This window comes from Nocardia asteroides, from assembly GCF_900637185.1.
Classification (GTDB): domain Bacteria; phylum Actinomycetota; class Actinomycetes; order Mycobacteriales; family Mycobacteriaceae; genus Nocardia; species Nocardia asteroides.
Map to the genome: position 1 here is coordinate 871,747 of NZ_LR134352.1, position 20,041 is coordinate 891,787.

General features: G+C 71.2%; 18 protein-coding genes and 1 tRNA gene. 12 read left to right on the forward strand and 7 right to left on the reverse strand.

Features of this window, described 5'->3' with window-relative positions; all coding sequences use genetic code 11:
- Nucleotides 1–62: 62 nt before the first annotated feature.
- Both EL493_RS04235 and EL493_RS04240 read left to right on the forward strand, forming a co-directional pair.
- The gene (locus tag EL493_RS04235; protein ID WP_019044353.1) at nt 63–1,817 is read left to right on the forward strand and encodes a putative bifunctional diguanylate cyclase/phosphodiesterase; all 1,755 of its coding nucleotides are present in this window, start codon (nt 63–65) and stop codon (nt 1,815–1,817) included.
- A gap of 101 nt (nt 1,818–1,918) precedes the next feature.
- The gene (locus EL493_RS04240; RefSeq protein WP_019044354.1) at nt 1,919–3,379 is read left to right on the forward strand and encodes an MFS transporter; all 1,461 of its coding nucleotides are present in this window, start codon (nt 1,919–1,921) and stop codon (nt 3,377–3,379) included.
- On the opposite strand, the gene EL493_RS04245 is transcribed toward EL493_RS04240, so the two are convergent.
- Nucleotides 3,380–3,907, reverse strand: a complete 528-nt coding sequence (locus EL493_RS04245; RefSeq protein ID WP_019044355.1) for a hypothetical protein — start codon at nt 3,905–3,907, stop codon at nt 3,380–3,382.
- 85 nt (nt 3,908–3,992) lie between these two features.
- Here EL493_RS04245 and EL493_RS04250 point away from each other — a divergent pair, with 85 nt between their 5' ends.
- The 6 genes from EL493_RS04250 (at nt 3,993) to EL493_RS04275 (ending at nt 13,095) form a co-directional block, all read left to right on the forward strand.
- Nucleotides 3,993–4,937 carry a DMT family transporter gene (locus tag EL493_RS04250; RefSeq protein WP_019044356.1) on the forward strand — a complete coding sequence of 315 codons (945 nt, stop codon included), beginning with the start codon at nt 3,993–3,995 and terminating at the stop codon, nt 4,935–4,937.
- Nucleotides 4,938–5,057: 120 nt separating this feature from the next.
- On the forward strand, nt 5,058–6,938 hold the full coding sequence (locus EL493_RS04255; protein WP_019044357.1) for a serine/threonine-protein kinase: 1,881 nt from the start codon (nt 5,058–5,060) through the stop codon (nt 6,936–6,938).
- Between the two features lie 82 nt (nt 6,939–7,020).
- Nucleotides 7,021–8,184, forward strand: coding sequence for a DUF7373 family lipoprotein (locus tag EL493_RS04260; RefSeq protein ID WP_022566550.1), 1,164 nt, complete (start codon nt 7,021–7,023; stop codon nt 8,182–8,184).
- Nucleotides 8,185–8,200: 16 nt separating this feature from the next.
- Complete coding sequence (locus tag EL493_RS04265; RefSeq protein ID WP_019044359.1) at nt 8,201–10,057, forward strand: serine/threonine-protein kinase; 1,857 nt, start codon at nt 8,201–8,203, stop codon at nt 10,055–10,057.
- Nucleotides 10,054–11,982 carry a protein kinase domain-containing protein gene (locus tag EL493_RS04270; RefSeq protein ID WP_019044360.1) on the forward strand — a complete coding sequence of 643 codons (1,929 nt, stop codon included), beginning with the start codon at nt 10,054–10,056 and terminating at the stop codon, nt 11,980–11,982. Before EL493_RS04265 ends, EL493_RS04270 begins: the two co-directional genes overlap by 4 nt.
- Before the next feature lie 66 nt (nt 11,983–12,048).
- Complete coding sequence (locus tag EL493_RS04275; RefSeq protein ID WP_019044361.1) at nt 12,049–13,095, forward strand: Gfo/Idh/MocA family protein; 1,047 nt, start codon at nt 12,049–12,051, stop codon at nt 13,093–13,095.
- Between the two features lie 35 nt (nt 13,096–13,130).
- On the opposite strand, the gene EL493_RS04280 is transcribed toward EL493_RS04275, so the two are convergent.
- The 4 genes from EL493_RS04280 to EL493_RS04295 all read right to left on the reverse strand — a co-directional run bounded on the left by EL493_RS04280 (nt 13,131) and on the right by EL493_RS04295 (nt 16,543).
- On the reverse strand, nt 13,131–13,433 hold the full coding sequence (locus EL493_RS04280; RefSeq protein WP_030201730.1) for an ArsR/SmtB family transcription factor: 303 nt from the start codon (nt 13,431–13,433) through the stop codon (nt 13,131–13,133).
- A 36-nt stretch (nt 13,434–13,469) separates the two neighbouring features.
- Nucleotides 13,470–13,841 carry a hypothetical protein gene (locus EL493_RS04285; RefSeq protein ID WP_022566549.1) on the reverse strand — a complete coding sequence of 124 codons (372 nt, stop codon included), beginning with the start codon at nt 13,839–13,841 and terminating at the stop codon, nt 13,470–13,472.
- A 191-nt stretch (nt 13,842–14,032) separates the two neighbouring features.
- Entirely contained in the window at nt 14,033–15,568 is a 1,536-nt protein-coding gene (locus tag EL493_RS04290) for a Rieske 2Fe-2S domain-containing protein (protein WP_019044364.1), read from the reverse strand.
- Nucleotides 15,569–15,610: 42 nt separating this feature from the next.
- Entirely contained in the window at nt 15,611–16,543 is a 933-nt protein-coding gene (locus EL493_RS04295) for a hypothetical protein (protein ID WP_126405551.1), read from the reverse strand.
- Nucleotides 16,544–16,729: 186 nt separating this feature from the next.
- Between EL493_RS04295 and EL493_RS04300 the strand changes: the two genes are divergently transcribed.
- Complete coding sequence (locus tag EL493_RS04300; RefSeq protein ID WP_019044366.1) at nt 16,730–17,491, forward strand: lysophospholipid acyltransferase family protein; 762 nt, start codon at nt 16,730–16,732, stop codon at nt 17,489–17,491.
- A 67-nt stretch (nt 17,492–17,558) separates the two neighbouring features.
- Here the strand turns inward: EL493_RS04300 and EL493_RS32665 are convergent, their stop codons facing one another.
- Nucleotides 17,559–17,888 carry a helix-turn-helix domain-containing protein gene (locus EL493_RS32665; protein WP_019044367.1) on the reverse strand — a complete coding sequence of 110 codons (330 nt, stop codon included), beginning with the start codon at nt 17,886–17,888 and terminating at the stop codon, nt 17,559–17,561.
- 6 nt (nt 17,889–17,894) lie between these two features.
- Between EL493_RS32665 and EL493_RS32670 the strand changes: the two genes are divergently transcribed.
- Entirely contained in the window at nt 17,895–18,137 is a 243-nt protein-coding gene (locus EL493_RS32670; RefSeq protein ID WP_197724365.1) for a hypothetical protein, read from the forward strand.
- Nucleotides 18,138–18,440: 303 nt separating this feature from the next.
- Complete coding sequence (locus EL493_RS04310; protein ID WP_019044368.1) at nt 18,441–19,289, forward strand: NAD(P)H-binding protein; 849 nt, start codon at nt 18,441–18,443, stop codon at nt 19,287–19,289.
- A gap of 4 nt (nt 19,290–19,293) precedes the next feature.
- On the opposite strand, the gene EL493_RS04315 is transcribed toward EL493_RS04310, so the two are convergent.
- Nucleotides 19,294–19,716 carry a hypothetical protein gene (locus EL493_RS04315; protein WP_019044369.1) on the reverse strand — a complete coding sequence of 141 codons (423 nt, stop codon included), beginning with the start codon at nt 19,714–19,716 and terminating at the stop codon, nt 19,294–19,296.
- Between the two features lie 228 nt (nt 19,717–19,944).
- On the opposite strand from EL493_RS04315, the gene EL493_RS04320 reads away from it, so the two are divergent.
- A tRNA-Gly gene (locus EL493_RS04320) sits at nt 19,945–20,017 on the forward strand.
- The last annotated feature ends 24 nt before the right edge of the window (nt 20,018–20,041 follow it).

Sequence of the window (20,041 nt, forward strand, 5' to 3'; positions counted from 1 at the left end):
GGGCGCGCGGCGATACCCGAACCCGGGTGCGGGCGGCATCGGCGTTGGCGACGGCAAAGGTCATGGCCAGGACAACGGGGGCGTTCTACGTCCTCGGCGGGGTCCTCGGCCTGACCATCACTGCCATCGCACCGGGCGACGACGGGAATCGGCTGCTGGTGGGCACCGCGGCGGCGGTCGCGCTGGTGCTCGGGCTCACGCTGCTGGCCTGGGGCCCGCGCATGCCGCATGCCCTGCACCACCTCTACCTGGCCACCGCCACCGTCCTGGTGACGATCGCGGTGCACGACTTCCCCAACCTGGTCGGCGGCATCACGCTGGCCTCGTTCTATGTCTTCGTCGCCTGCGACGCGGCGCTGTTCTTCGCCTGGCCGCAGGCCGCGGCCCATATCGGCTTCGCCATGGCGCTGTGTCTGTGGGTGCTGCCCGATCGTGGCCTGCCCTGGTGGTCGGGCATGATCCCGGCCGGCGTCACCTTCGGCGCGGGCGTGGTCGTCGGCATCCTCACCCGGATGGCCTCCGACGCCGACATCGACGTGCTCACCGGCCTGCTGAACCGGCGCGGCTTCGAGAAGCAGCTCAACCCGGCGATCGACGCGGCCGGGCGCGGCGGTCAGGGCCTGGCGCTGGTGCTGGTCGACCTGGACCGCTTCCAGAAGATCAACGACCATCTCGGCCACCGGGCCGGCGACGCGGTGCTGCAGCGGGTCGCCGACACCTGGCTCGACCTGCTCGCCCCCGATCAGATGCTGGCCCGCTTCGGCGGCGACGTCTTCGCCCTGCTGCTGCCCGGCACCACCGAGCAGGCCGCGATCCTGCTCACCGAGAAGCTGCGCGCGGCGGTGACCATGGGCTGCTCGGCCGGTGTCACCTCGTGGCAGCCGGGGGAATCCGGCTCGCTGCTGATCAGCCGTGCCGACGTGGGGCTGTACCGGGCCAAGCAGGCGGGCCGCAACCGCACCGTGCTCGAGTCGTCGCGGCAGCTGCCGCTGGCGGTGGAACTGCGCGAGGCGATCGACCGCGGCGCCCTCGACGTGCACTACCAGCCGATCGTCAGCCTCACCGAGGACGGCGGCCAGGCGGTCGGGGTGGAGGCGCTGCTGCGCTGGTCGTCGAACGCCCAGCCCGAGGTCACCACCGAGGGCCTGATCCGGGTCGCCGAGGAATACGACCTCATCTCCGACCTGGACGAGCTGGTGCTGCGGCGCGCCTGTGCCGACGCGGCCCGCCTCCAGGAGAGCTTCGCCTCGCTGGACCTGACTCTCAACGTGAACGTCTCCGGTCTGGAACTGGCCGAGCCCGACTACGCCGAGCGGGTCGCGACCATCCTGTCCGACACCGGCTGGCCCGCCGAGCAGCTGGTCCTCGAGGTCACCGAGAGCGAGCTGGCCGCCGAGTCGCAGACCGCGATCACCAACCTGCACACCCTGCGCGACCGTGGCGTCCGCATCGCCATCGACGACTTCGGCACCGGCTACTCCTCGCTGAGTCGCCTGGCCACCATCCCCAGCGACATCCTCAAGGTCGACCAGTCCTTCGTCGCCGCGATCCGTTCCGATTCCCCCGCTCCGCCGCTGCTCGGCGTGATCGCGGCGCTGAGCAAGTCGCTGGATCTGCAGGTCATCGCCGAGGGCGTGGAGACCGAATACCAGGCCGCGGTGCTCACCGAGCTCGGTTTCGCGCTGGCCCAGGGCTACCACTACAGCGACTCGCACCCGGTCTCGGAGCTGATCAACGACCTCAACGACGGTCAGCCCAAGATCGGCACGTCCGACGACGATTCGCTGTCCGAGAGCGGCTGGATTCCGCTCGGATAATCGCTTGACGTGAGGCCGGGCGCCGGCGAACCATGAGGAGCATGCGCCTGCTCGTCTACGGTTGTTGATCTTCCGAGCTCCGTCGACTCCTCGCCACGGTGGTGGCCTTCTTGACCCGTGAGCCGGTCGGGGTGCGCGGTGTCGCGATTCGCGCGGTCCTGTTCCGGGGCACGCGTGACCTGCTGCCGATCTACGCCCTCTACGGCGTGCTCTTCGCCGACTACGGCCTGAGCACCGCGCAGATCTCGCTGCTGCTCGCCCTGTGGTCGGTGACCGCGTTCGTCCTCGAGGTGCCGTCGGGCGCCTGGGCCGACACGGTGTCGCGCCGCGCGCTGCTGGTGCTGAGCTGCCTGCTGCAGGCGACCTGCTTCGCGCTGTGGATGCTGGTCCCCTCGTTTCTCGGGTTCGCGCTGGGATTCGTGATCTGGGGTGTCGCGTCGTCGCTGGAATCGGGCACCTTCGAGGCGCTGATCTACGACGACCTGGTGGCCCGCGGCGAACCCTCGGCCTATGCCTCGATCATGGGCTGGGCGCGCGGCGCCGCCGAAACCACGGTGCTGGTGGCGATTCTGGTGGCCGCGCCCCTCTTCGCCCTCGGCGGCTATCCCCTCGTCGGCTGGGTCAGCGTGGCCATCGCCCTGCTGCACACCCTGACCGCGGTGGCGCTCCCGAGCCCGCCGGTCGCCATCTCCGCCACCGCCGTCGACGACCTCGACGACGAACCCCCACCGCCGGGCCCGCACCGCGTTCCCGCTGCTACGCCCGGTTACCCCCGCCCGCCGGTTCCCACCGAGCCGGACCGGCCCGATGGCGCGGATCCGCGTCCGGATGGCGTGGTGACCAGCGCGGATAGCGCCCAGGCGGGCGGACTCGTCGACAACGGGGTCGCGTCGGTCAGCTCCGTCCCGAAGACCGGGGTCCGGTCGGCGGCGCCCACCGGTCCGGCGCGCTATCTCGCGATGCTGCGTACCGGTACCGCCGAGGCGTTCCGCGTCCGGCAGGTGCGGCGCGGCGTGCTGCTCGGTGCTCTGCTGTACGGCGTGACCGCGTTCGACGAGTACTTCGGTCTGCTCGCCGTCTCCGGCGGCTCGTCGACCAGCATGTCCGCGCTGCTGGTCGGGGTGACGGTGGTGGGGTCGCTCGCCGGTTCATTGCTGGCCGGCCGCACCGAGATGGTGTCCGCGCGCCGGCTGGCCGTCGCGCTGTTCGCCGCCGGGCTGCTCTTCATCACGGGGTCGCTGGCGGTGGGCGCCGCGCTCACGGTGGGGCCGGTGCTGCTGTGGGCGGGGTTCATCGGGATCGGTATCGCCTACGGTGTGGATTTCGCCATCGAGGTGGTGGCCGGGGCGCGGTTGCAGGCGGCCATCGCGGGCCCGGCGCGCGCCACGGTGCTGTCGTTCTCCGGGCTGCTCTCCGAGATCGTGGCGCTGCTGGTGTTCGGCTTCGTCGCCGCGGCCACCCAGTGGCTGACGATGTCGGCGACGATCGCGCTGCTCGGCACGGTGCTGCTGGTGACCGCCCTGCTCACGCCGAGCTGGCTGCCGCCGCGCGTCGAGGACTAGTCACCACCGCAGCATGGGCAGCGGCCGGACCGGATGCCGCACGCCGTGCCGCACCGCGCTGCGCACCAGGAACCGATGGAACCCGCGATAGGGGAACCGCTCGACCACCGCGCGGACGAAGGCCGCGTCGAGCCCGCTCCGGAGCAACCCGTGGCTGACATCGACCCGATCGGCGATCCGGAACGTCTCCACCAGCCGGTCGGCCCGCGGCCGCACCCCGTGATGGTCGAACACCATGGTGCGCGCCAGATCCGGCTCGGCGATCCCGAGCTCGGCCGCGAAACCGTCGACGAGCGCGGCCGACGGCGCGAGGTAGTCGAACGTGCCCGCCGTCCAGATCCCGAGATCGTGCACCGCCCAGGCGAGGGCCGCCGCGTCGGGCAGATCGGCACCGAGCAACGCGGATTGATAGTTGGCGCACCGGTAGACGTGATGGCGATAGGTCGTCTCGTCCGCGCCGAGCGCCGCACGATGCCTGCTCAGCACCACTTCGATCACCGGATGCGACGTCACCGCGACCGCTGTCATCGTTGCCACCCCCTGACGATTCCGGACGACGGCACCGGGCCGGGTCTACTGTCGAAGGCTACGGCGGAGCTGACGAAAGGGCACGGTGGTCGGGCGCAACGGACTCGGATTGTTCTTCGGATTCTGCATCGGCGCTGGTGTCGCCGTGCAGGGCCGGATCAACGGCGCACTGGGCGCCGAGCTGGGCGACGGCGTCGCGGCCGCCACCATCAGCTTCGGGACCGGTCTGCTCGCCCTGCTGATCGCCGTGGTGCTCAGTCCCGGCCTGCGCGCGGGTCTGGCGCAGGTGCGGACCGCCGTGTCCGCCGGGGAGTTACGGCCGTGGCAGCTGCTCGGCGGCCTGTGCGGTGCGTTCTTCGTCGCGAGTCAGGGACTCACGATCGCCGCCATCGGTGTCACCGCGTTCACCGTCGCGGTGGTCGCGGGCCAGCTGCTCAGCAGTCTGGTCGTCGACCGGCTCGGCCTCGCCCCCGCCGGGCGCACCCCGATCACCCCGTGGCGGGTGGTCGGCGCGATCCTCGGCATCGGCGGTGTCCTGCTCGGGGCGGGCGGCCATTCCGCCCCAGCGACCGCGGTGACCGGCGTCCCCGACATCCCGTTGCTGCTCATCGCCATACCCGCGCTCGCGGGCATCGGACTGGCCTGGCAGCAGGCCGTGAACGGCCGGGTCGGCGAGGTGGGCGGCCCGTTCTCGGCGACCCTGGTGAACTTCGCCGTCGGCCTGGCGGCGCTGTGCCTGTTCGATCTGGTCACCCTGCTCACATCCGGTCTGCCGGAGCGGTTCCCCACCGCGCCCTGGCTGTATCTCGGCGGCCTGATCGGGGTGGCCTTCATCGCCCTGGCCGCCTACACCGTCGGCCTGATCGGCGTCCTCCTGCTCGGCCTGACCTCCGTCGCGGGCCAGCTCGTCGCCTCGCTGATCCTCGACGCCATCGACGGAAGACTCTCCACCGCGGCCGTTCTCAGCTGCGTCGTCGTCCTCGTCGCCGTAGTCGTGGCAGGCCGCGCCTCGGCCCCCGCCGACCGCTGACGCCCGCGGGCCCGCCGTCCCGAGCGGCCCGGGTGTTAGGTTGCTCGCGAACGAACCGGGCCGCCTGATCGAGGTGGGGGCCCGCCCGCCGCGGCGGGAGCGAAGTGGGGGAGTGCCGAAGTGATCGAGCCGTTGGCGCCGAGCGAACAGTCGATGATCGGCCGGTACCGGATCCGCGCTGTGCTCGGAGCGGGCGGCATGGGGCGGGTACTGCTGGCCACGGGCCCGGACGGTCGATTCCTGGCGGTCAAGCAGATTCACGCCCACCTGCTCGACGACCGTGAGTTCCGCGCTCGCTTCGAACGCGAGGTCGCCATCTCCGCTCGCGTCTCCGGCGCCTTCACCGCGGCGGTCGTCGACTTCGACATCAGCGCCGAATCCCCGTGGCTGGCCTCGGTCTTCATCGCCGGAGTCCCGCTGGACCGCGCGGTCCGCGACAACGGCCCGCTGCCCGTCCCGGCGTTGCGCACCCTCGCCTCCGGCCTGGCCTCGGCCCTGCACTCCATCCACGCCACCGGCCTCGTCCACCGTGATCTCAAGCCCGCCAACGTGATCCTCGCCGCCGACGGGCCACGGGTGATCGACTTCGGCATCGCCCAGGCGGTGGGGGCCGGCCAGCTCACCGAGGTCGGCGCTGTGGTCGGCTCGCCCGCGTACATGTCGCCGGAGCAGGCCATGAGCGAGCCGATCACCTCGGCCAGCGACGTGTTCTCGCTCGGTTCGCTGCTGTGCATGGCCGCCACCGGCCAGAGCCCCTTCGCCGCGACCTCCGCCCCGTACACCCTGTTCAACATCGTCCACAGCGAGCCCCAGCTCGACCAGGTCCCCGCGCCGCTGCGCGAACTGATCGCCGGTTGCCTGCGCAAGGACCCGCACGCCAGGCCGACCCCCGCGCAGATCCTGGACTACCTCGGGGCCCTGCCGGTGCAGGCGCGACCGTGGCCCGCGCCGATCCACACCGAGATCGCCGAACAGACTCGCGATCTGGTCGCCCTGACTTCCGATCCCGAAGCGACACAGATGCTTCCGGCGCACCTGGCGATCCCGCAGGCGCCCGCCCCCGCGCCGCCGCCACGGAAGCGCCGGACCGCGCTACGACTGGGCCTCGCCGCGGCGGGCGCGGCGGTGCTCGTCGCCGGGCTCACCGCGGTCGCGCTGCGCGACGGCGGATCGCCCGCTCCGGCCGCCGCGCCGACGGCGACGCTGCCGAGCATCGACCAGCTCCGCGGCGTCGACACCTGCGCGTGGCTGCGGCAAGCCCTCGGTCCGACTCTGCCGGCTGCGGCCGCCGTCAAGGCGTCGACGGAGGTGTCGTCCTGGCGCTGGCAGGCGACGCCGAGCTGGGGCTGCGACGGTACGTCCGGAGCGGCCCGCGTCGCGGTGGAGATCGGCGCCGCGACAGACGGATTCGAGCCTGGCGCGCGCGTGGTGAACGGTTACGCGCTGGCCCGCCGCGGCGAGGACTGCGCGTACGCGGTCGAAGGCGGCGCGCAGGGGCAGCGCTGGGGAATCACGGTCGACGCCTTCACCCGGGACGACTGCGGCCTCGCCGACCACGTCGTCGACCGACTGACCACCACACTGGCCGAACGACCCGCCGACCCCGCCGCCCAGACCTCGCTGACCTCGGTCGATCCCTGTGCGCTGGTGGACAGTTCGGCGTTCGCGAGCCTCGGCACCGGTGTCGCGAAATCGGCGCACACCTGCGAATGGCCCGGCGCGACCAGCGTGCGGATCACCCTGTCCCAGCAGCGGCAGCGCCAGACCTCGGCCGTGCAGGAGACCGTCGACATCGGCGACGGCGTCCAGGTCGACAAGACCGACGAGTTCTCCACCACCGCGTCCGAATGCCGCCGCACCTACCGCTACCGCAAGGTGGGGCAGACCTTCGTCGAGGTCGTCGAGGTAGTGGTCGGTGACCAGCGCCAGCGCACCGCGCAACTGTGTGAGATCGCCGACCCGCTGGTGAAGCAGGCGGTCAGCCGGTTGCCCGCGCTGTAGCGGCGCGATTACCCGGGTGATAGTTTCACGGCAGAGTTCGGGAGGGGCCGGCGGGTAGTTCGCCGGTCGGAGGGGAATATTCGTGCGTTACCGGTCGCGTTGTCTCGCGGCGTTGCTGTCGCTCACGCTGCTCACCGCGGCGTGCGGTGACGAACCGTCCGAGCTCGATCACGGTGGCTATGCCCTGGAACCGGTCCCCGGCGACTTCGACGACGCGCCGAGCCGCGTGCGCGGGTCGCTGGTGGAATCGGTGCGCATCGGGGAGCGGCTGGTGTTCGCCGACAAGATCGATCCGGACCTGGTGGAGGGTGACGGCGGCGGTGTGGTCGTCGGAGCCCGCGGCGTCGACGAGCTGCTCTCGGGCGTGCAGAAGACGGCACTGCAGCCCTTCGACGTCCTGGCCGGTTTCGGGGCGATCGGCAGCAACGGCCGACCCGACGACGAACAGCAGCACAAGCTGCTCTCGATCACGATCCTGTCGCTGCCCGACGCCGAGCAGGCCGGTGCGGCGGCGCAGGCGATGGCGGCCGCCGACTTCGGCGCCAACACCGAGAACGCGCCGCTGCCACTGCCCGACTACCCCGCCGCGCTCAGTCATTGGCGTCCCGGTGTGCCGACGGCTGGTAGCTGGCTGGTGTGGAAGAACCTGGTGATCCGCCTGTACGCGAAGGTTGTCGACCCGCGTCCGGAAGTGCTGGCCGATCTGCTCACCCGCACCTACCGGGCCCAGCTGGCCGAGCTCGACACCTTCGTCCCCACCCCGGCCGCCGAGCTGGCGTCGCTGAAACTCGACAGCGAGCACCTGCTCACCCGGGTCGTGAAGACCGGTGAATACTGGCCGGACCGCTGGGATTTCCTCGTCTACGGTCCGCGCACCTACGCGTTGCTGCTGGACAAGCCGTCGGCTCGGCTGCGGGAATTCGAACAGAGCAAGGTCGACGCGGTCGCGGTGTCGTACAACAAGTTCCTGCACCGCGCGGGCGACGAGCAGGCCGGGCGGACCTACGCCGAGGCCGAGGAAAGGCTGCTGCTGTCGCAGGATTTCACGCCGATGACCGCGGTGTCGGAGCCCGCCGGTGTGTCGTGTTATCGCGCGTCGCGGCCGAATACCGAGGTGAGCGCGGCGCGCCGGTTCGCGTGTCTGGTGCGGCACGACCAGTTCGTGGTGCGCGTGTACAGCAATCAGGAAACCGATGTCCGGCAACTCGCGGTCGCGCAGTACGCGTTGCTGAGCGGATCCCGGTGAGACGGGAGGCGAGGCGATGAAACCGCTGGGTCCACACGATCCCGGCCAACTGGGCCGCAACCGGCTGCTGGCGGTGATCGGCAACGGCGGCATGGGCCAGGTGCTGCTGGGGCAGGGCCCCGACGGCCGGCTGGTCGCCGTGAAGCAGATCGGCAGGCAGTTCACCGGTAGTCCCGAGTTCCGGGCGAGGTTCCGCCGGGAGGTGCTCGCTTCCCAGCAGGTCACCGGCGCCTACACGGCCGGGGTCGTCGACCACGACGCCGAGGCCGAAACACCCTGGTTGGCCTCGGAATACATCCCGGGTCCCTCGTTGCAGGAGATGGTCGGCGAATACGGCCGCCTGACGGTGAGCGGGCTGAAGCTGCTGGCGACCGGGCTGGCGATGGCGCTGCTCGAGATCCACCGCACCGGCCTGGTGCACCGCGACCTCAAGCCGAGCAACATCCTGCTGACCAACGACGGCCCCCGGGTGATCGACTTCGGCATCGCCAGGGCACTCGAGGACGACGTCACCCTCACCGCCACCGGCGCGGTGCTCGGCTCGCCCGCCTACATGTCGCCGGAGCAGGCCGAATGCCGCACGCTCACCGCGGCTTCCGATGTGTTCGCCGTGGGTGCCGTGCTGGCGATGGCCGCCACCGGCGCCAGCCCGTTCGACGCCGCGTCGACGCCGCAGGTGCTCTACAACGTGCTCTACACCTCGCCGGACACCGCCGCCATTCCGCAGCCGGTGCGCGCGCTGGTCGACGCGTGTCTGTCGAAGGACCCGGCGCAGCGCCCCACGCCGGAGCAGCTGCTCGACGCGGCGAGCCGGATCGAGGCCGAGCCCGTCTGGCCGGTCCGGATCCGCAGACGGATCGGGGAGTACCAGGCCGAGGCGGCGAGCTGGGCCGACGGCACGGCCAGGGTCGAGCCGGCGCCCGTCGAACAGCCGAAGCGAGCCTGGTCGCGCATCGCCGCGGCAGCCGCCGTGGTCTCGGCGCTGGTGCTCGGCGCCACCGCCCTCTGGGGCATCGGCGTGGAGGGCAACGCGGTGGCGATGGACGACCCGCCGCTCGCGCTGACCGTCGACGAGAGCCGCAGGCTCGATCTCTGCGAGCTGATGAAGCCCGCGGTGCTCGGTGAACTCGGCACGGCGACAGGCGAAATCGTGCCCAACGGCGTGCACTCGTGCAGCCTCACCTACCGCGATCAGTCCGGGCGCAAGATTCAGTTCACCCTCGAGAACGGCTCTCCGGTCGACCAGATCAAGGGCAGGACCCCGATGGGCAGCACCATCAGCTGGATGCCGGTGCTGGGCCGGAACAAGGAAGCCCGCAGTTGTGACCGCTCGGTCGTGGCGCAGAGTGGGCTGCCGATGGCGCTGACCTTCAGCTCGTCGAGCTTGGAGAGCGGTGACACCTGTCCGGCGGTCGAACGCGGACTCGTCGCGGTGGTGCGCCGGCTCACGGTCAACCCGCCGCTGCGTGAGCTTCCCGAGGACTCGGTGCTGCGGCTCGATCCCTGCGTGCTGCTGGATTCCGCCGACATCGGCTCGGTGACCGGTGACCCGGCCCGCAGCCGGACGGTGCACGGCTGCGTGGCGGACGGGCGGGACGGGTATGTCGCGCTCGACCTCGACGATCGCCTGCGGCCCGACCACGTGGTCGGCGGCAAGGTCAAGCCCACCAGGACGATCGCGGGGCGCACGGTGAGCGTCCAGACGGAGACCGTCAACTACTGCGAGCTGGCCTACCTGGTCAGGCCCAGCCGGGACGACCAGGCGGAGCAAGTGCGCATCATGTACTCGGCGTACAAGCCGGGACCGTTGAGCCCGTGCGATGCCGCGGCCACCCTGTTCGCACCCGTTCTCACGAAGTTGCCCACCTCATGACGATTCATCCCCGCGGTCCCGGCGAACCGGACACCATCGGCCGCTATCGCGTCATCGGCGCCCTCGACTCCGAAGCGGGATTCCGTTCGCTGCTCGCGGCGGGCCCCGACGATTCCCTCGTCGTCGTGCGGCAGGCCGAGGCCGAACTGCTCGACGAGCCCGAGTTCCGGATCAGGATGCGGCACAGCGCGGTCGCGGCGATGCGGGTCTCGGGCGCCACCAACACCACGGTGATCGATGTCGACGCCGACGCCGACAAGCCCTGGCTCGCCTCGGTATTCGTGCCGGGCGTGCGGCTCGACCGCGCGGTCGCCGAGCACGGCCCGCTGCCGGTGCCCGCCGTCCGCGCGCTCGCCGCGGCGCTGGCCTCGGCACTGCGGACCGTGCACGCCGCCGGCCTGGTGCATCAACGGCTCCGGGCCGACTCGGTGTTGCTGGCGCGTGACAGCGGACGGCTCGGCGAGATCGGCATCACGCCGATCTCGGGCCCGCCGACGACCGGCAGCATGACCGCCCTCGGCACCCCGGACTTCCTCGCCCCCGAGCAGGCGCTCGGCCTGGCGATCACCCCGGCCGCCGACATGTTCGCCCTCGGCTCGGTGCTCGCCTTCGCGGCCTCCGGCAGCGCGCCGTTCACCGCGCCGTCGGTGCCCTACATCCTGTTCAACATCGCCCAGCGCGAGCCCGATCTGAGCCGGGTGCCCGAACCGCTGCACGAGCTGATCGCCGCGTGCCTGCGCAAGGATCCGGCGGCCCGGCCGACACCGGGCCAGATGCTGGAGTACCTCGGTGGCCCGCCCGCCGCGCCGCCGCCGTGGCCTGCGCCGGTGCTCGACGACATCGGCCGTCAGCAGGACCAGGTGTCCGCCCTGCTCGCCGCGTTGCCGCCGGTCGTCGCGCCGGTGGAGCCACCGGCCCGGCCGTTGCCCGAAGTCCTCGCCGGTTTCGGGCAGAGCGCCCTCGACACCGGCGAACGGGCGATGCGATCCGGCCTGCGGCGCTGGCACGCGGCCACCCCGCGGATCCGGAGCGCGCTGGCAGGCGGGCTGGCGGCGCTGCTGCTCGTAGTCGGCGGTCTCGCCTATTGGGCCACCAGACCGGCGAGCGAACCGGCGCCGGTGACCGGCTTGACCCTCGCCCAGCTGCGCCAGACCGACGCGTGCGCCTGGCTCCGCACGGCCATCGGCGACGCCGTCCCGGTCGCGCCCGCCCCGCTCGCCGCCGACACCTGGAAGCTGGACCTGTCCACGACCTGGGGCTGCTATGCCACCTCGAACAAGACCTCGCTGAGCCTGGAACTGGGCACCGAGGACATGTTCCTGACACCGAACCAGACCATGGTCGACGGTGTGCCGGTCATCGACGGCAGTGCGGCCGGCTGCACCAGGGCCATCGCCAGTCCCGGCGCGGAGGGTCCGTCGGGCATCGTCATCACCCTCTATCAACCGAGTGGAGTCAAAGGGTGCGACGGCATCGACTACGTCGCGGCCAATATCGCCCGGTCGCTGACGTCCGCGCCGCGCGCCGAGCACCAGGAGTCGTCCTTGGCGCTGGTCGAGCCGTGTGCCCTGCTCGACCGTGACCTCGTCGCCGCCAAGATCGGCGAGCTGCCGCCCGCGCCGACGGTCGCCGACGCGCACACCTGCCAGCTGAACGGCGGCACGCAGCTCAGCCTGAAACTCGTCAGCAGCAGCAGGTACACCTCGGGCAGCGAGCAGGTGACGGTCTCCGTCGACGGGTTCCGGCTCTACGTCGACCAGGCCACCAGTTCGAAGGCGCAGTGCACCAGGGCCTACCTCGTCCCCCAGTCCGAGAAGGAGACGGTCGAGGTCTCGGTGCACGGCGCCGAGGGCATGCGCGAGGACTACTGCGCGATCGCCGCCGAGGTCCTGCGCTCCGTCGCGGCGAAGCTGCCGCACCGCTGAGGTCCCCGTCCCCCGTCGGCCCCGGGGCATACTCGATCCCGGGGACCCACCACGAAAGGGACAGCGATGGACCAGCTCGGGGTAGCGGTGATCGGGTACGGCCTGGCCGGGGCGGTGTTCCACGCGCCGCTGATCGCCGCCGATCCGCGCTTGCGGGTGGCCGCGGTGGTCACCTCGTCGGCGGAGCGGGCCGAGCGGGCGCGGGCAGAACATCCCGGAGTTCGCGTGTGGGACAGCGCCGACGAGGTGTTCGCCGCGGCCGACGACGTCGACCTGGCGGTGATCGCCACGCCGAACCGCACGCACGCGCCCTTGGCGCTACGGGCGCTGGCGGCCGGGCTGCCGGTGGTGGTGGACAAACCGTTCGCGGTGACGTCGGCCGAGGCCGAGGAGGTCGTCGCGGCCGCCGAGCGGGCGGGTCTGCCATTGAGCGTGTTCCAGAATCGTCGCTGGGACAACGACTTCCTGACCGTGCGCGCGCTGCTGGACGCGGGGGAATTCGGCGAGGTGCGGCGCTTCGAGTCCCGGTTCGAACGCTGGCGTCCGGTCACCAAGGGCGGCTGGCGTGAGCTGGGGACCGCCGAGGACGGCGCGGGCATCCTGTTCGACCTGGGCAGTCACCTCGTGGACCAGGCGCTGACCCTGTTCGGCCCGGTCACCGAGGTCTACGCCGAACTCGACCGGCGCCGCCCCGGCGTCCAGGCCGACGACGACGCGTTCATCGCCCTCACCCACGCCTCCGGCACCCGCTCCCAGCTCTGGATGAGCGCCGTCGCACCACAATTGGGCCCCCGGCTGCGCGTGCTCGGCTCCACCAACGGCTACACCGTGCACGGCCTGGACCCCCAGGAAGACGCCCTGCGCGCGGGCCGCCGCCCCGGCGACGGCGAACCGCACTGGGGCACTGTCCCACCCGACAACTGGGGCACCTTCGGCGCGGGCGACGACCTGCGCGCCGTCCCCACCGCCCCCGGCGACTACCCGGCCTTCTACGCCGGCATGGCCGCCGCCCTCCTGGACGACGCCCCGGTCCCCGTCGACCCTCGCGACGCCGTGGAGACCCTGCGCATCCTGGAGTACGCCCGCCACGTGGCGGGCCCGGCCGAGCCCTGAGCGGGCGCGATCCGGGCCCGCTCAGGACGCGGCGGTCACCGGACGGCAGGGGCGAGCGCTTCCACCTGCACCGCGACCACCCCGGTGAGAATGCCGCGGGCCACCGCGAGCAGCTCGGCGACCTCCGGTGAGGTGAGCGCGTAGGTGACCGACTGCCCGTCCCGGCGCGCGGTGACCAACCCGGCCCGCCGCAGCACCGACAGCTGCTGGGACAGGGTCGCCGCCTCGACGCCGACCTCGGGCAGGAGCTCCGCGACGACGTGCGGCCGGATGCTCAGCAGCTCCAGCACGCGGATCCGCACGGGGTGCCCGAGGGTTTTGAAGAAGTCGGCCTTCATCTGATAGAGCGGCCGCTGTGTCCCCGGCACGAACGGCTAGATCTCGAGCTCGGCGTCGATGTCGGCGAGGCGACGGCGAGCGAGCGCGAGATTGCCGCGGGTGCGGTCCATGGCGAGGTAGAGGAACAGGCCCTTGGCCCGGCGCGCCTTGGACGGCCGGATCAGGTGGTACTGCCCGCTGAGGGTGATGAGCACGTCCTCGATGCCCTCGTCGATGCCGAGCTGCTCCATGGTGCGGACCTTGGCGCGCAGCACCTCGGTGTTGCCCGCGGCGGCGACCTGTAGGTCCAGGGTCTTGGATCCGCCGATCGCGCCGAGGGTCATGCCGCTGGTGTAGTCGACGATGCAGGCGCCGAGCGCGCCGTCGAGCAGCATCATTTCCTTGAGTGCGATGTCCATGTCCGCCAAGGGATTTCCTTCCGAATCGGATCGGTTGATCGTCGATGGTGACGCTAGGCGCTCGACGCCGTTCCGTCGGCCGAATCGACCCGGAATTGTCCGAAGATTGGCAGTTTGCAAGTTATGCAAACAGTGGACACGCGCATGAACAGACGAAACGGGCGGGACGAAAGCCGTCCCGCCCGTTCAAAATCCGAAACTCAGAGCTTGCGCGCGCGCAGTTCGTGGCCCTTGGAGGTCTTGCAGCGGCCCGACTCCAGGTCCCACTGCCAGCCATGGAGGTTGCAGGTGAGGTTGTTGCCCTCCACCACACCGAATTTGGAGAGGTCGGCCTTGAGGTGGGGGCAGCGGCGCTGCACTTCCCAGCCGTCGAGCTCGGTGACGGCGGAGTCGTCGTGCGCCTCGGAGAACCAGCCGTCGGCGTAGGCGATGCGCTCGTCGGTCAGGCACTTGAAGAAGGTGTAGAGGAACTCGTTGTAGCCGCCGATCCGCCACGCCTGGAAGCGGGTCGACAGGAAGATCGTGTTCACCCAGTCCGGCTCGTCGTCACGCAGCACGGTGCGGACCAGCTCGGGAGCGATGCGGAAGCCGTAGCGGTAGCGGCCCTCGCCCTCGATGGGCTCGCGCACGGTGCGCTGCGGGAAGTCCAGCACCACGGTCTCGTCACCGATGACCAGGCCCACCGGGTACCCGATACCGTCGCTGATCAGCGCCGACTGCTTCATGATCGGCTCGAACAGCTCGCGCAGCGGCTCCAGCAGCGAACCCTCGCCGGTCTCCCAGGACGCCTTCTCGGCGGCCAGCACCGGCGCGAACCGCTGGGCCATCTCCTCGATATAGGCGGCCTTGTCGCCGTAGATCCGGTCCGGATCGAACGGGTGCGCCAGGTCGAGTTCCTTGCCGCGCACGTCGGCGACCGAACCCGGGATCATCAGGATGCCGCCGGCGTTGCCGTGGATCTCCATCTGCTCGAGGAAGACGATCTGGTCGGGGAAGATGTTGCCTTCCTCGCCGCGGTCGTCGTTGAGGTAGCGCAGTTCCTCGTCGAGGAACACCGGCGGGCCCGCCGAGGGCACCACCCAGGTCGCGCCGACCTGCTCGATGTAGGAGCGCGCCCGGTCCATGCCGCGCTGGCGCTTCTGCTTGCCGAAGTTGGCCTTGGTCCGGGCGGGGATGTCGTAGACGGCCGGGTACCAGATGGCGCCGGAGTACTGGAGCAGGTGGATGTCGATGTCGCCGAACGCGTCGTGGATGACGTCCATGTCCACCGGGCGCGCGTCGTTCATGTTGAAACAGGTGGTCTCACCGTCGGAGATGAGAATGCCCGAGTCACCGATCGGACCGTCGGCGGGCGCGCGCAGTGCCACGATCATGATGTCGAGCGAGCCCTTGGGCCCGGTGACGGTGTGCTTGACCGAGTCCTCGGTCTCGAAGAACTTGGTGAAGCCCAGCGCCTCGAGTTCGCGGCGCAGATCCGGCACCGGGTAGTCGGGCAGCAGGATGGTCGCGTCCTTGTTGACGTACTTGCGCAGGTGCGCGGCGTCGAAGTGGTCGCGGTGCAGGTGCGAGACGTACAGGTAGTCGACATCGCCGAGCGACTCCCAGTCCAGCTGGGAGTTGTCCGGGAACGGGAACCACGACGCGAAATAGGCGGGGTTGACCCAGGGATCGCACAGGATCGTCCCGGCTTCGGTTCGGATATGGAAGCCGGCGTGTCCGACGCTGGTGATCTGCACGAGCTTGTCCTCCTGACCAGTACCAGCCAACCAGGGTAGTGGTTAGGCGGTTACATCACCGATGCAATAGCCCTCGGCGGTGGGGGCCACCGTGAAAGTGCGGGTTCGCGTGCCCCCCGGCGAGGTGGTCACCGGGACCTGAACTGCCAGGTAGTCGCCGCGAACCTGGTCGGATCGTAGCTCCTCCTCGGTGAAGGAGGTGACATTGCCTACTTTGCCCGAGTCGCCGCTGAGCGGGGGTGCTGTGGGATTGCCGGTGCCCTGTGGATCCCAGGTGGTGAGGGTCGCCTTGCAGGTCAGCGGGTGGGTGGCTTCGACGTCGGCCGGATCCAGCGGTTTGCCGGTGGCGCGCGCGAGGTAGCGGCGCACGGTGTGACGGGCGTCGGCCTCGTCGTAACCGGGCTCGACGCCGGCCGCGAACACCCGCCCGCAGGCGTAGCCGTCGGCCACCGCCTCGCGCTCCACCGTGACGGTGGTGGCGCGGTTGCGCCAGGTGATGGTGTCGGCGGTGGCGGTGCCCGGCTGGCCGAGCGCGGCGAGGATCGCCTGCGGATCGGCGTACATGTCGGCCACCGTGCGCGGCGGGATGGTCCAGCACCGGTCCTGCAGGTCGGCGATGGTGGCGGTCTGCAGATCGGCGGCCCAGCGGCGGACCGCGGTGACGGCGTCGGCCGCGCCCGGCACCGCACCGACCTGCGGCGCGTCGGCGGGCAGCGGGGTGGTCGCCCCGGTCGGCGCCGGTTCGCCGGGCGCGATCGCCTGGGTGGCGGTGGTCGGCGGCGCTGCCGAGGTGGTCGCGGCGGTGGTGTCCGCGCCCACCGGGTCGTCGCCGGGAATACCTGCCACGGAGTCGCAGCCGGTGATCAGCGCGGCGGTGACGGTGAGTCCCACGGCCAGCGCGACGGCGCGAGACGGGCGGGGGCGGGGCAGGGCAAGCGGGGTCGGTTGCGCGCGTTCCACTACGACGTTCCTCATTCCTCGGCCTGGCACCCGCGGGTTCGGCGCGGGCGGTGTCGGTTCCCGCCGAGCGGACTCGCCGGGACAGACCACTGCGCGCGAACCGAATTCGCCCGCGAAGATACCCGCCGCGAGCCCGCGGTGCGGTGCGCGGTGGCGCCGACCCTGCCGCGAGCGGAGATCTGCGACTACGCTAGCTGACTTGTGGAACCCGTCTACCGGTCGATCATCGGCCTGGCCCGAACCGTCTTCTTCCTCGAAGGCCTGAAGTTCACCGTCACGGGCGCGGAGAACATCCCCGCGTCCGGCGGTGCCGTGGTGGCGATCAACCACACCGGCTACATGGACTTCACCTACGCAGGACTGCCCGCGCGCACCCCTGGTCGCTACATCAGGTTCATGGCCAAGCAGGAGGTGTTCGACAACAACATCTCCGGCCCGATCATGCGCGCCCTCAAGCACATCCCGGTGGACCGCACCGCGGGCGCCGACTCCTACAAGTCGGCGGTGAAATACCTGCGGGCAGGCGAGCTGGTCGGCGTCTACCCCGAGGCCACCATCAGCCGCAGCTTCGAGATCAAGGAATTCAAGTCCGGCGCCGCCCGGATGGCGCTCGAGGCCGAGGTCCCGATCATCCCGATCGTCATCTGGGGCGCCCAGCGGGTCTGGACCAAGGGCTTCCCCAAGCGCCTGGGCCGCACCAACACCCCCATCTCGATCGCCGTCGGCAAGCCGATCCAACCGTACGAGCCCGCCGCCGACCTGACCGCCGAACTGCGCTCCACCATGCAGAGCCTGCTGGCCGGACTCCAGGAGTCCTACGAGCACGAACCCGGCGCCTACTGGGTCCCGCGCCGCCTCGGCGGCAGCGCCCCCACCCTCGAGGAGGCGACGGCCCTCGACGACGCCGAGGCCGCCGAACGCGTCGCCCGCAAGGCCGCCAAGCAGGACAACCCCGACGCCTGACCCGTTCCCGCGATACGCGGCGCGGCGGTTCGGGAGACCGCCGTGCCGCGTGTCGCCGGTGACGCGCTCAGCGCGGGACGCGGCACGAGGTCGGCGCGGGCAACCTCCCGTGCAGATACGCGGCGGGCGGCACCCCCATGAGCGCGCGGAAGTCCGCGGTGAGGTGGGACTGGTCGTAATAGCCGGTGTCGGCGGCGAGATGTGACCACGGGGTGTCGCCCGCGTAGGCGAGCACCCGCCGCACCCGATCGATGCGGGCGAAATGCTTGGGCGAGAGCCCGATTCCACCGGCGAACACGCTGCGCAGCTGCCGTTCGCTGACGGCGAGGCGAGCGGCCAGGTCGGGAATGGCGGGCGCGCTGTCGGCGCTGAGCGCCGTGATGGCCTCGCGCAGCACGATCCGGTGCGCGCGCTCGGTCGCGCTCTCGGCGACCCGTTCCGGCAGCAGGTCGGCCAGCTGGGTGACGCCTCCTCGGCGGGTACGCCGGTGAGTTCGCGCGCGAAGGCGCTCAGCGGTCCGGGTAGTTCGTCGAGCCGCACCACCCGGTCGGTGAGCTCACTCGCGGCGACACCGAGCAGCGGCCGCGTCACTCCCGGCGCCAGGCGCAGCCGCACGCAACCCGCGGGCGCCTCGGCGCGCGAATAGGCGGCCCGCGACTGCGCGCCCACCACGAAAGCTGTTCGCCTGCCGGATTGTTCGGTGCGCAGCACCACCGTCGTCGAGGTCACGGGCGGATGGGCGAACGGCCGGGACGGGTCCGCGGGGGCCGCCGTGCTGGTGAGTTCGGTGAGCCAGGGCCGCAGCGCTTGCGGCGTCGGCAGGGCGGTCTCGAGCTGTGCCGAGGTCAGGTACTGCGTGCGCACCAGGTCGACAGTAGGCGACCCGGGCCCCGTTGTCCGTGCCGATTTTTCCTATCGGCGCAGGCAGGCGGGTTGCGATGCTCGTCGCATGATCCTGATCACCGGTGCCACGGGCACCATCGGCAGCAGTATCGTCACCCAGCTCGTGGCCGACGGCGTTCCCGTCCGGGCGGCCACCCGCGACCCGGAGAACGCCGCGTTCCCGGCGGGCGTCGAGGTCGTCCGGGTGGACTACCGCGAACCCGGGACCATCACGGCCGCGCTGACGGGCATCGAGGCGGCCTTCCTCAACGGCCTGCCCGGTCCCGGCGACACCGGCGCCGACGCCGCCCTGGTCGCGGCGGCCCGTGCCGCCGGTGCCCGCCGGGTGGTGAAGCTGTCCGCCGTCGGAACCGGGGACCCCCGACTCGGTATCCCCGGTTCCTGGCACGTCCCTGGCGAGGACGCCGTGCGCGCGTCCGGCCTGGAATGGACCATCCTGCGCCCGAACACCTTCGCCTCCAACACGTTCAGCTGGATCCAGCCGCTCGCCGACGGCGCACCGGTGCCCAACCTCACCGGCGACGGCAGGCAGGCCGTGGTCGACCCGCGCGACGTCGCCGCGGTGGCCGTGGCCGCGCTGCGCGACCCCGCCCACCACGGCCGGACCTACACCCTCACCGGCCCCACCCTCCAGACCGGCCGTGAGCAGGCCGCCGACCTCGCCGTCGTCCTCGATCGCCCGATCGAGGTCATCGATATCGCCGAGCCCGACGCCCGCGCCTTCCTGACCGCCGCCGGACTGTCGCCCGCCTTCGTCGAAGGCGCCCTGATCGGCCAGCGCTTCATCCGCGACGGCCACAACGCCCAGCTCTCCGGCGATGTGGCCGCGGTGCTCGGCCGTCCGCCGCGCGGCTACGCCGACTGGGCGGCCGACCATCGCGCCGCGTTCGCCTGACCACTCAGTTCATGGTCAGCACCCACGACCCGTTGCACCCCTTTCGGTTGTTCAAGGCGTTGTCGTAGACCCAGTGGAATCGGATCGGCGGGTTGGTCCGCACGCTCCAGCGGCCCGACGGCGAGGTCACCACCCGGCCGTCGCGCACCAGCACGCCCACCTCGTCGTGGCCGAAGGTCCACTTGCCCTTGCTGGTGGGGTAGTTCAACCGCAGGGTCACCCGGCCGCCGGTGTGGTTCTGCACCACCAGGCAGGACCCGGGGGCATTGCGTTCGACGGCGTACTCGCCGAACTCGCCCTCCTCGGTGTTCTCGCCGCTGTCGGTGTACTCCACCGGGTCGGTGAAGTCGGCGCGTGCCGGGCCCGCGCCCACCAGGCTCGCTGTGGTCACGGCCACGCAGGCCGCGATCAGCCCCAGAGTCCTCATCTCATCCCTCCCGTAGTGCCGGCGGTGGCCGCCGGGCTGGGAAAGAGCTTTCCGCGCAAGGGATTCCATTTCCTTGCCGCCCGCTTAACGACGTCCAGGTCCGGGCTGTCCTCACCGCGGGCGTTCGCCGGCTGTGCGCACGGATTTCGTTTTTCCGACGACACGCGCTAATGTTCCTTCTCGCACGACGAAGCCCCCGGCGATCCCGGAACGGGCCGAGACGTGCGTGCGGATGTAGCGCAGCTGGTAGCGCATCACCTTGCCAAGGTGAGGGTCGCGAGTTCGAATCTCGTCATCCGCTCCGCGAAAAGCCCGGCTTCGGCCG

Coding starts and splice junctions, on each gene's coding strand:
- EL493_RS04245 (WP_019044355.1), bottom strand. CDS start 3,907: ATGACAGCGGTCGCGGTGACGTCGCATCCGGTGATCGAAGTGGTGCTG.
- EL493_RS04275 (WP_019044361.1), top strand. CDS start 12,049: ATGGACCAGCTCGGGGTAGCGGTGATCGGGTACGGCCTGGCCGGGGCG.
- EL493_RS04280 (WP_030201730.1), bottom strand. CDS start 13,433: ATGAAGGCCGACTTCTTCAAAACCCTCGGGCACCCCGTGCGGATCCGC.
- EL493_RS04235 (WP_019044353.1), top strand. CDS start 63: ATGGCCAGGACAACGGGGGCGTTCTACGTCCTCGGCGGGGTCCTCGGC.
- EL493_RS04295 (WP_126405551.1), bottom strand. CDS start 16,543: ATGAGGAACGTCGTAGTGGAACGCGCGCAACCGACCCCGCTTGCCCTG.
- EL493_RS04315 (WP_019044369.1), bottom strand. CDS start 19,716: ATGAGGACTCTGGGGCTGATCGCGGCCTGCGTGGCCGTGACCACAGCG.
- EL493_RS04310 (WP_019044368.1), top strand. CDS start 18,441: ATGATCCTGATCACCGGTGCCACGGGCACCATCGGCAGCAGTATCGTC.
- EL493_RS04270 (WP_019044360.1), top strand. CDS start 10,054: ATGACGATTCATCCCCGCGGTCCCGGCGAACCGGACACCATCGGCCGC.
- EL493_RS04265 (WP_019044359.1), top strand. CDS start 8,201: ATGAAACCGCTGGGTCCACACGATCCCGGCCAACTGGGCCGCAACCGG.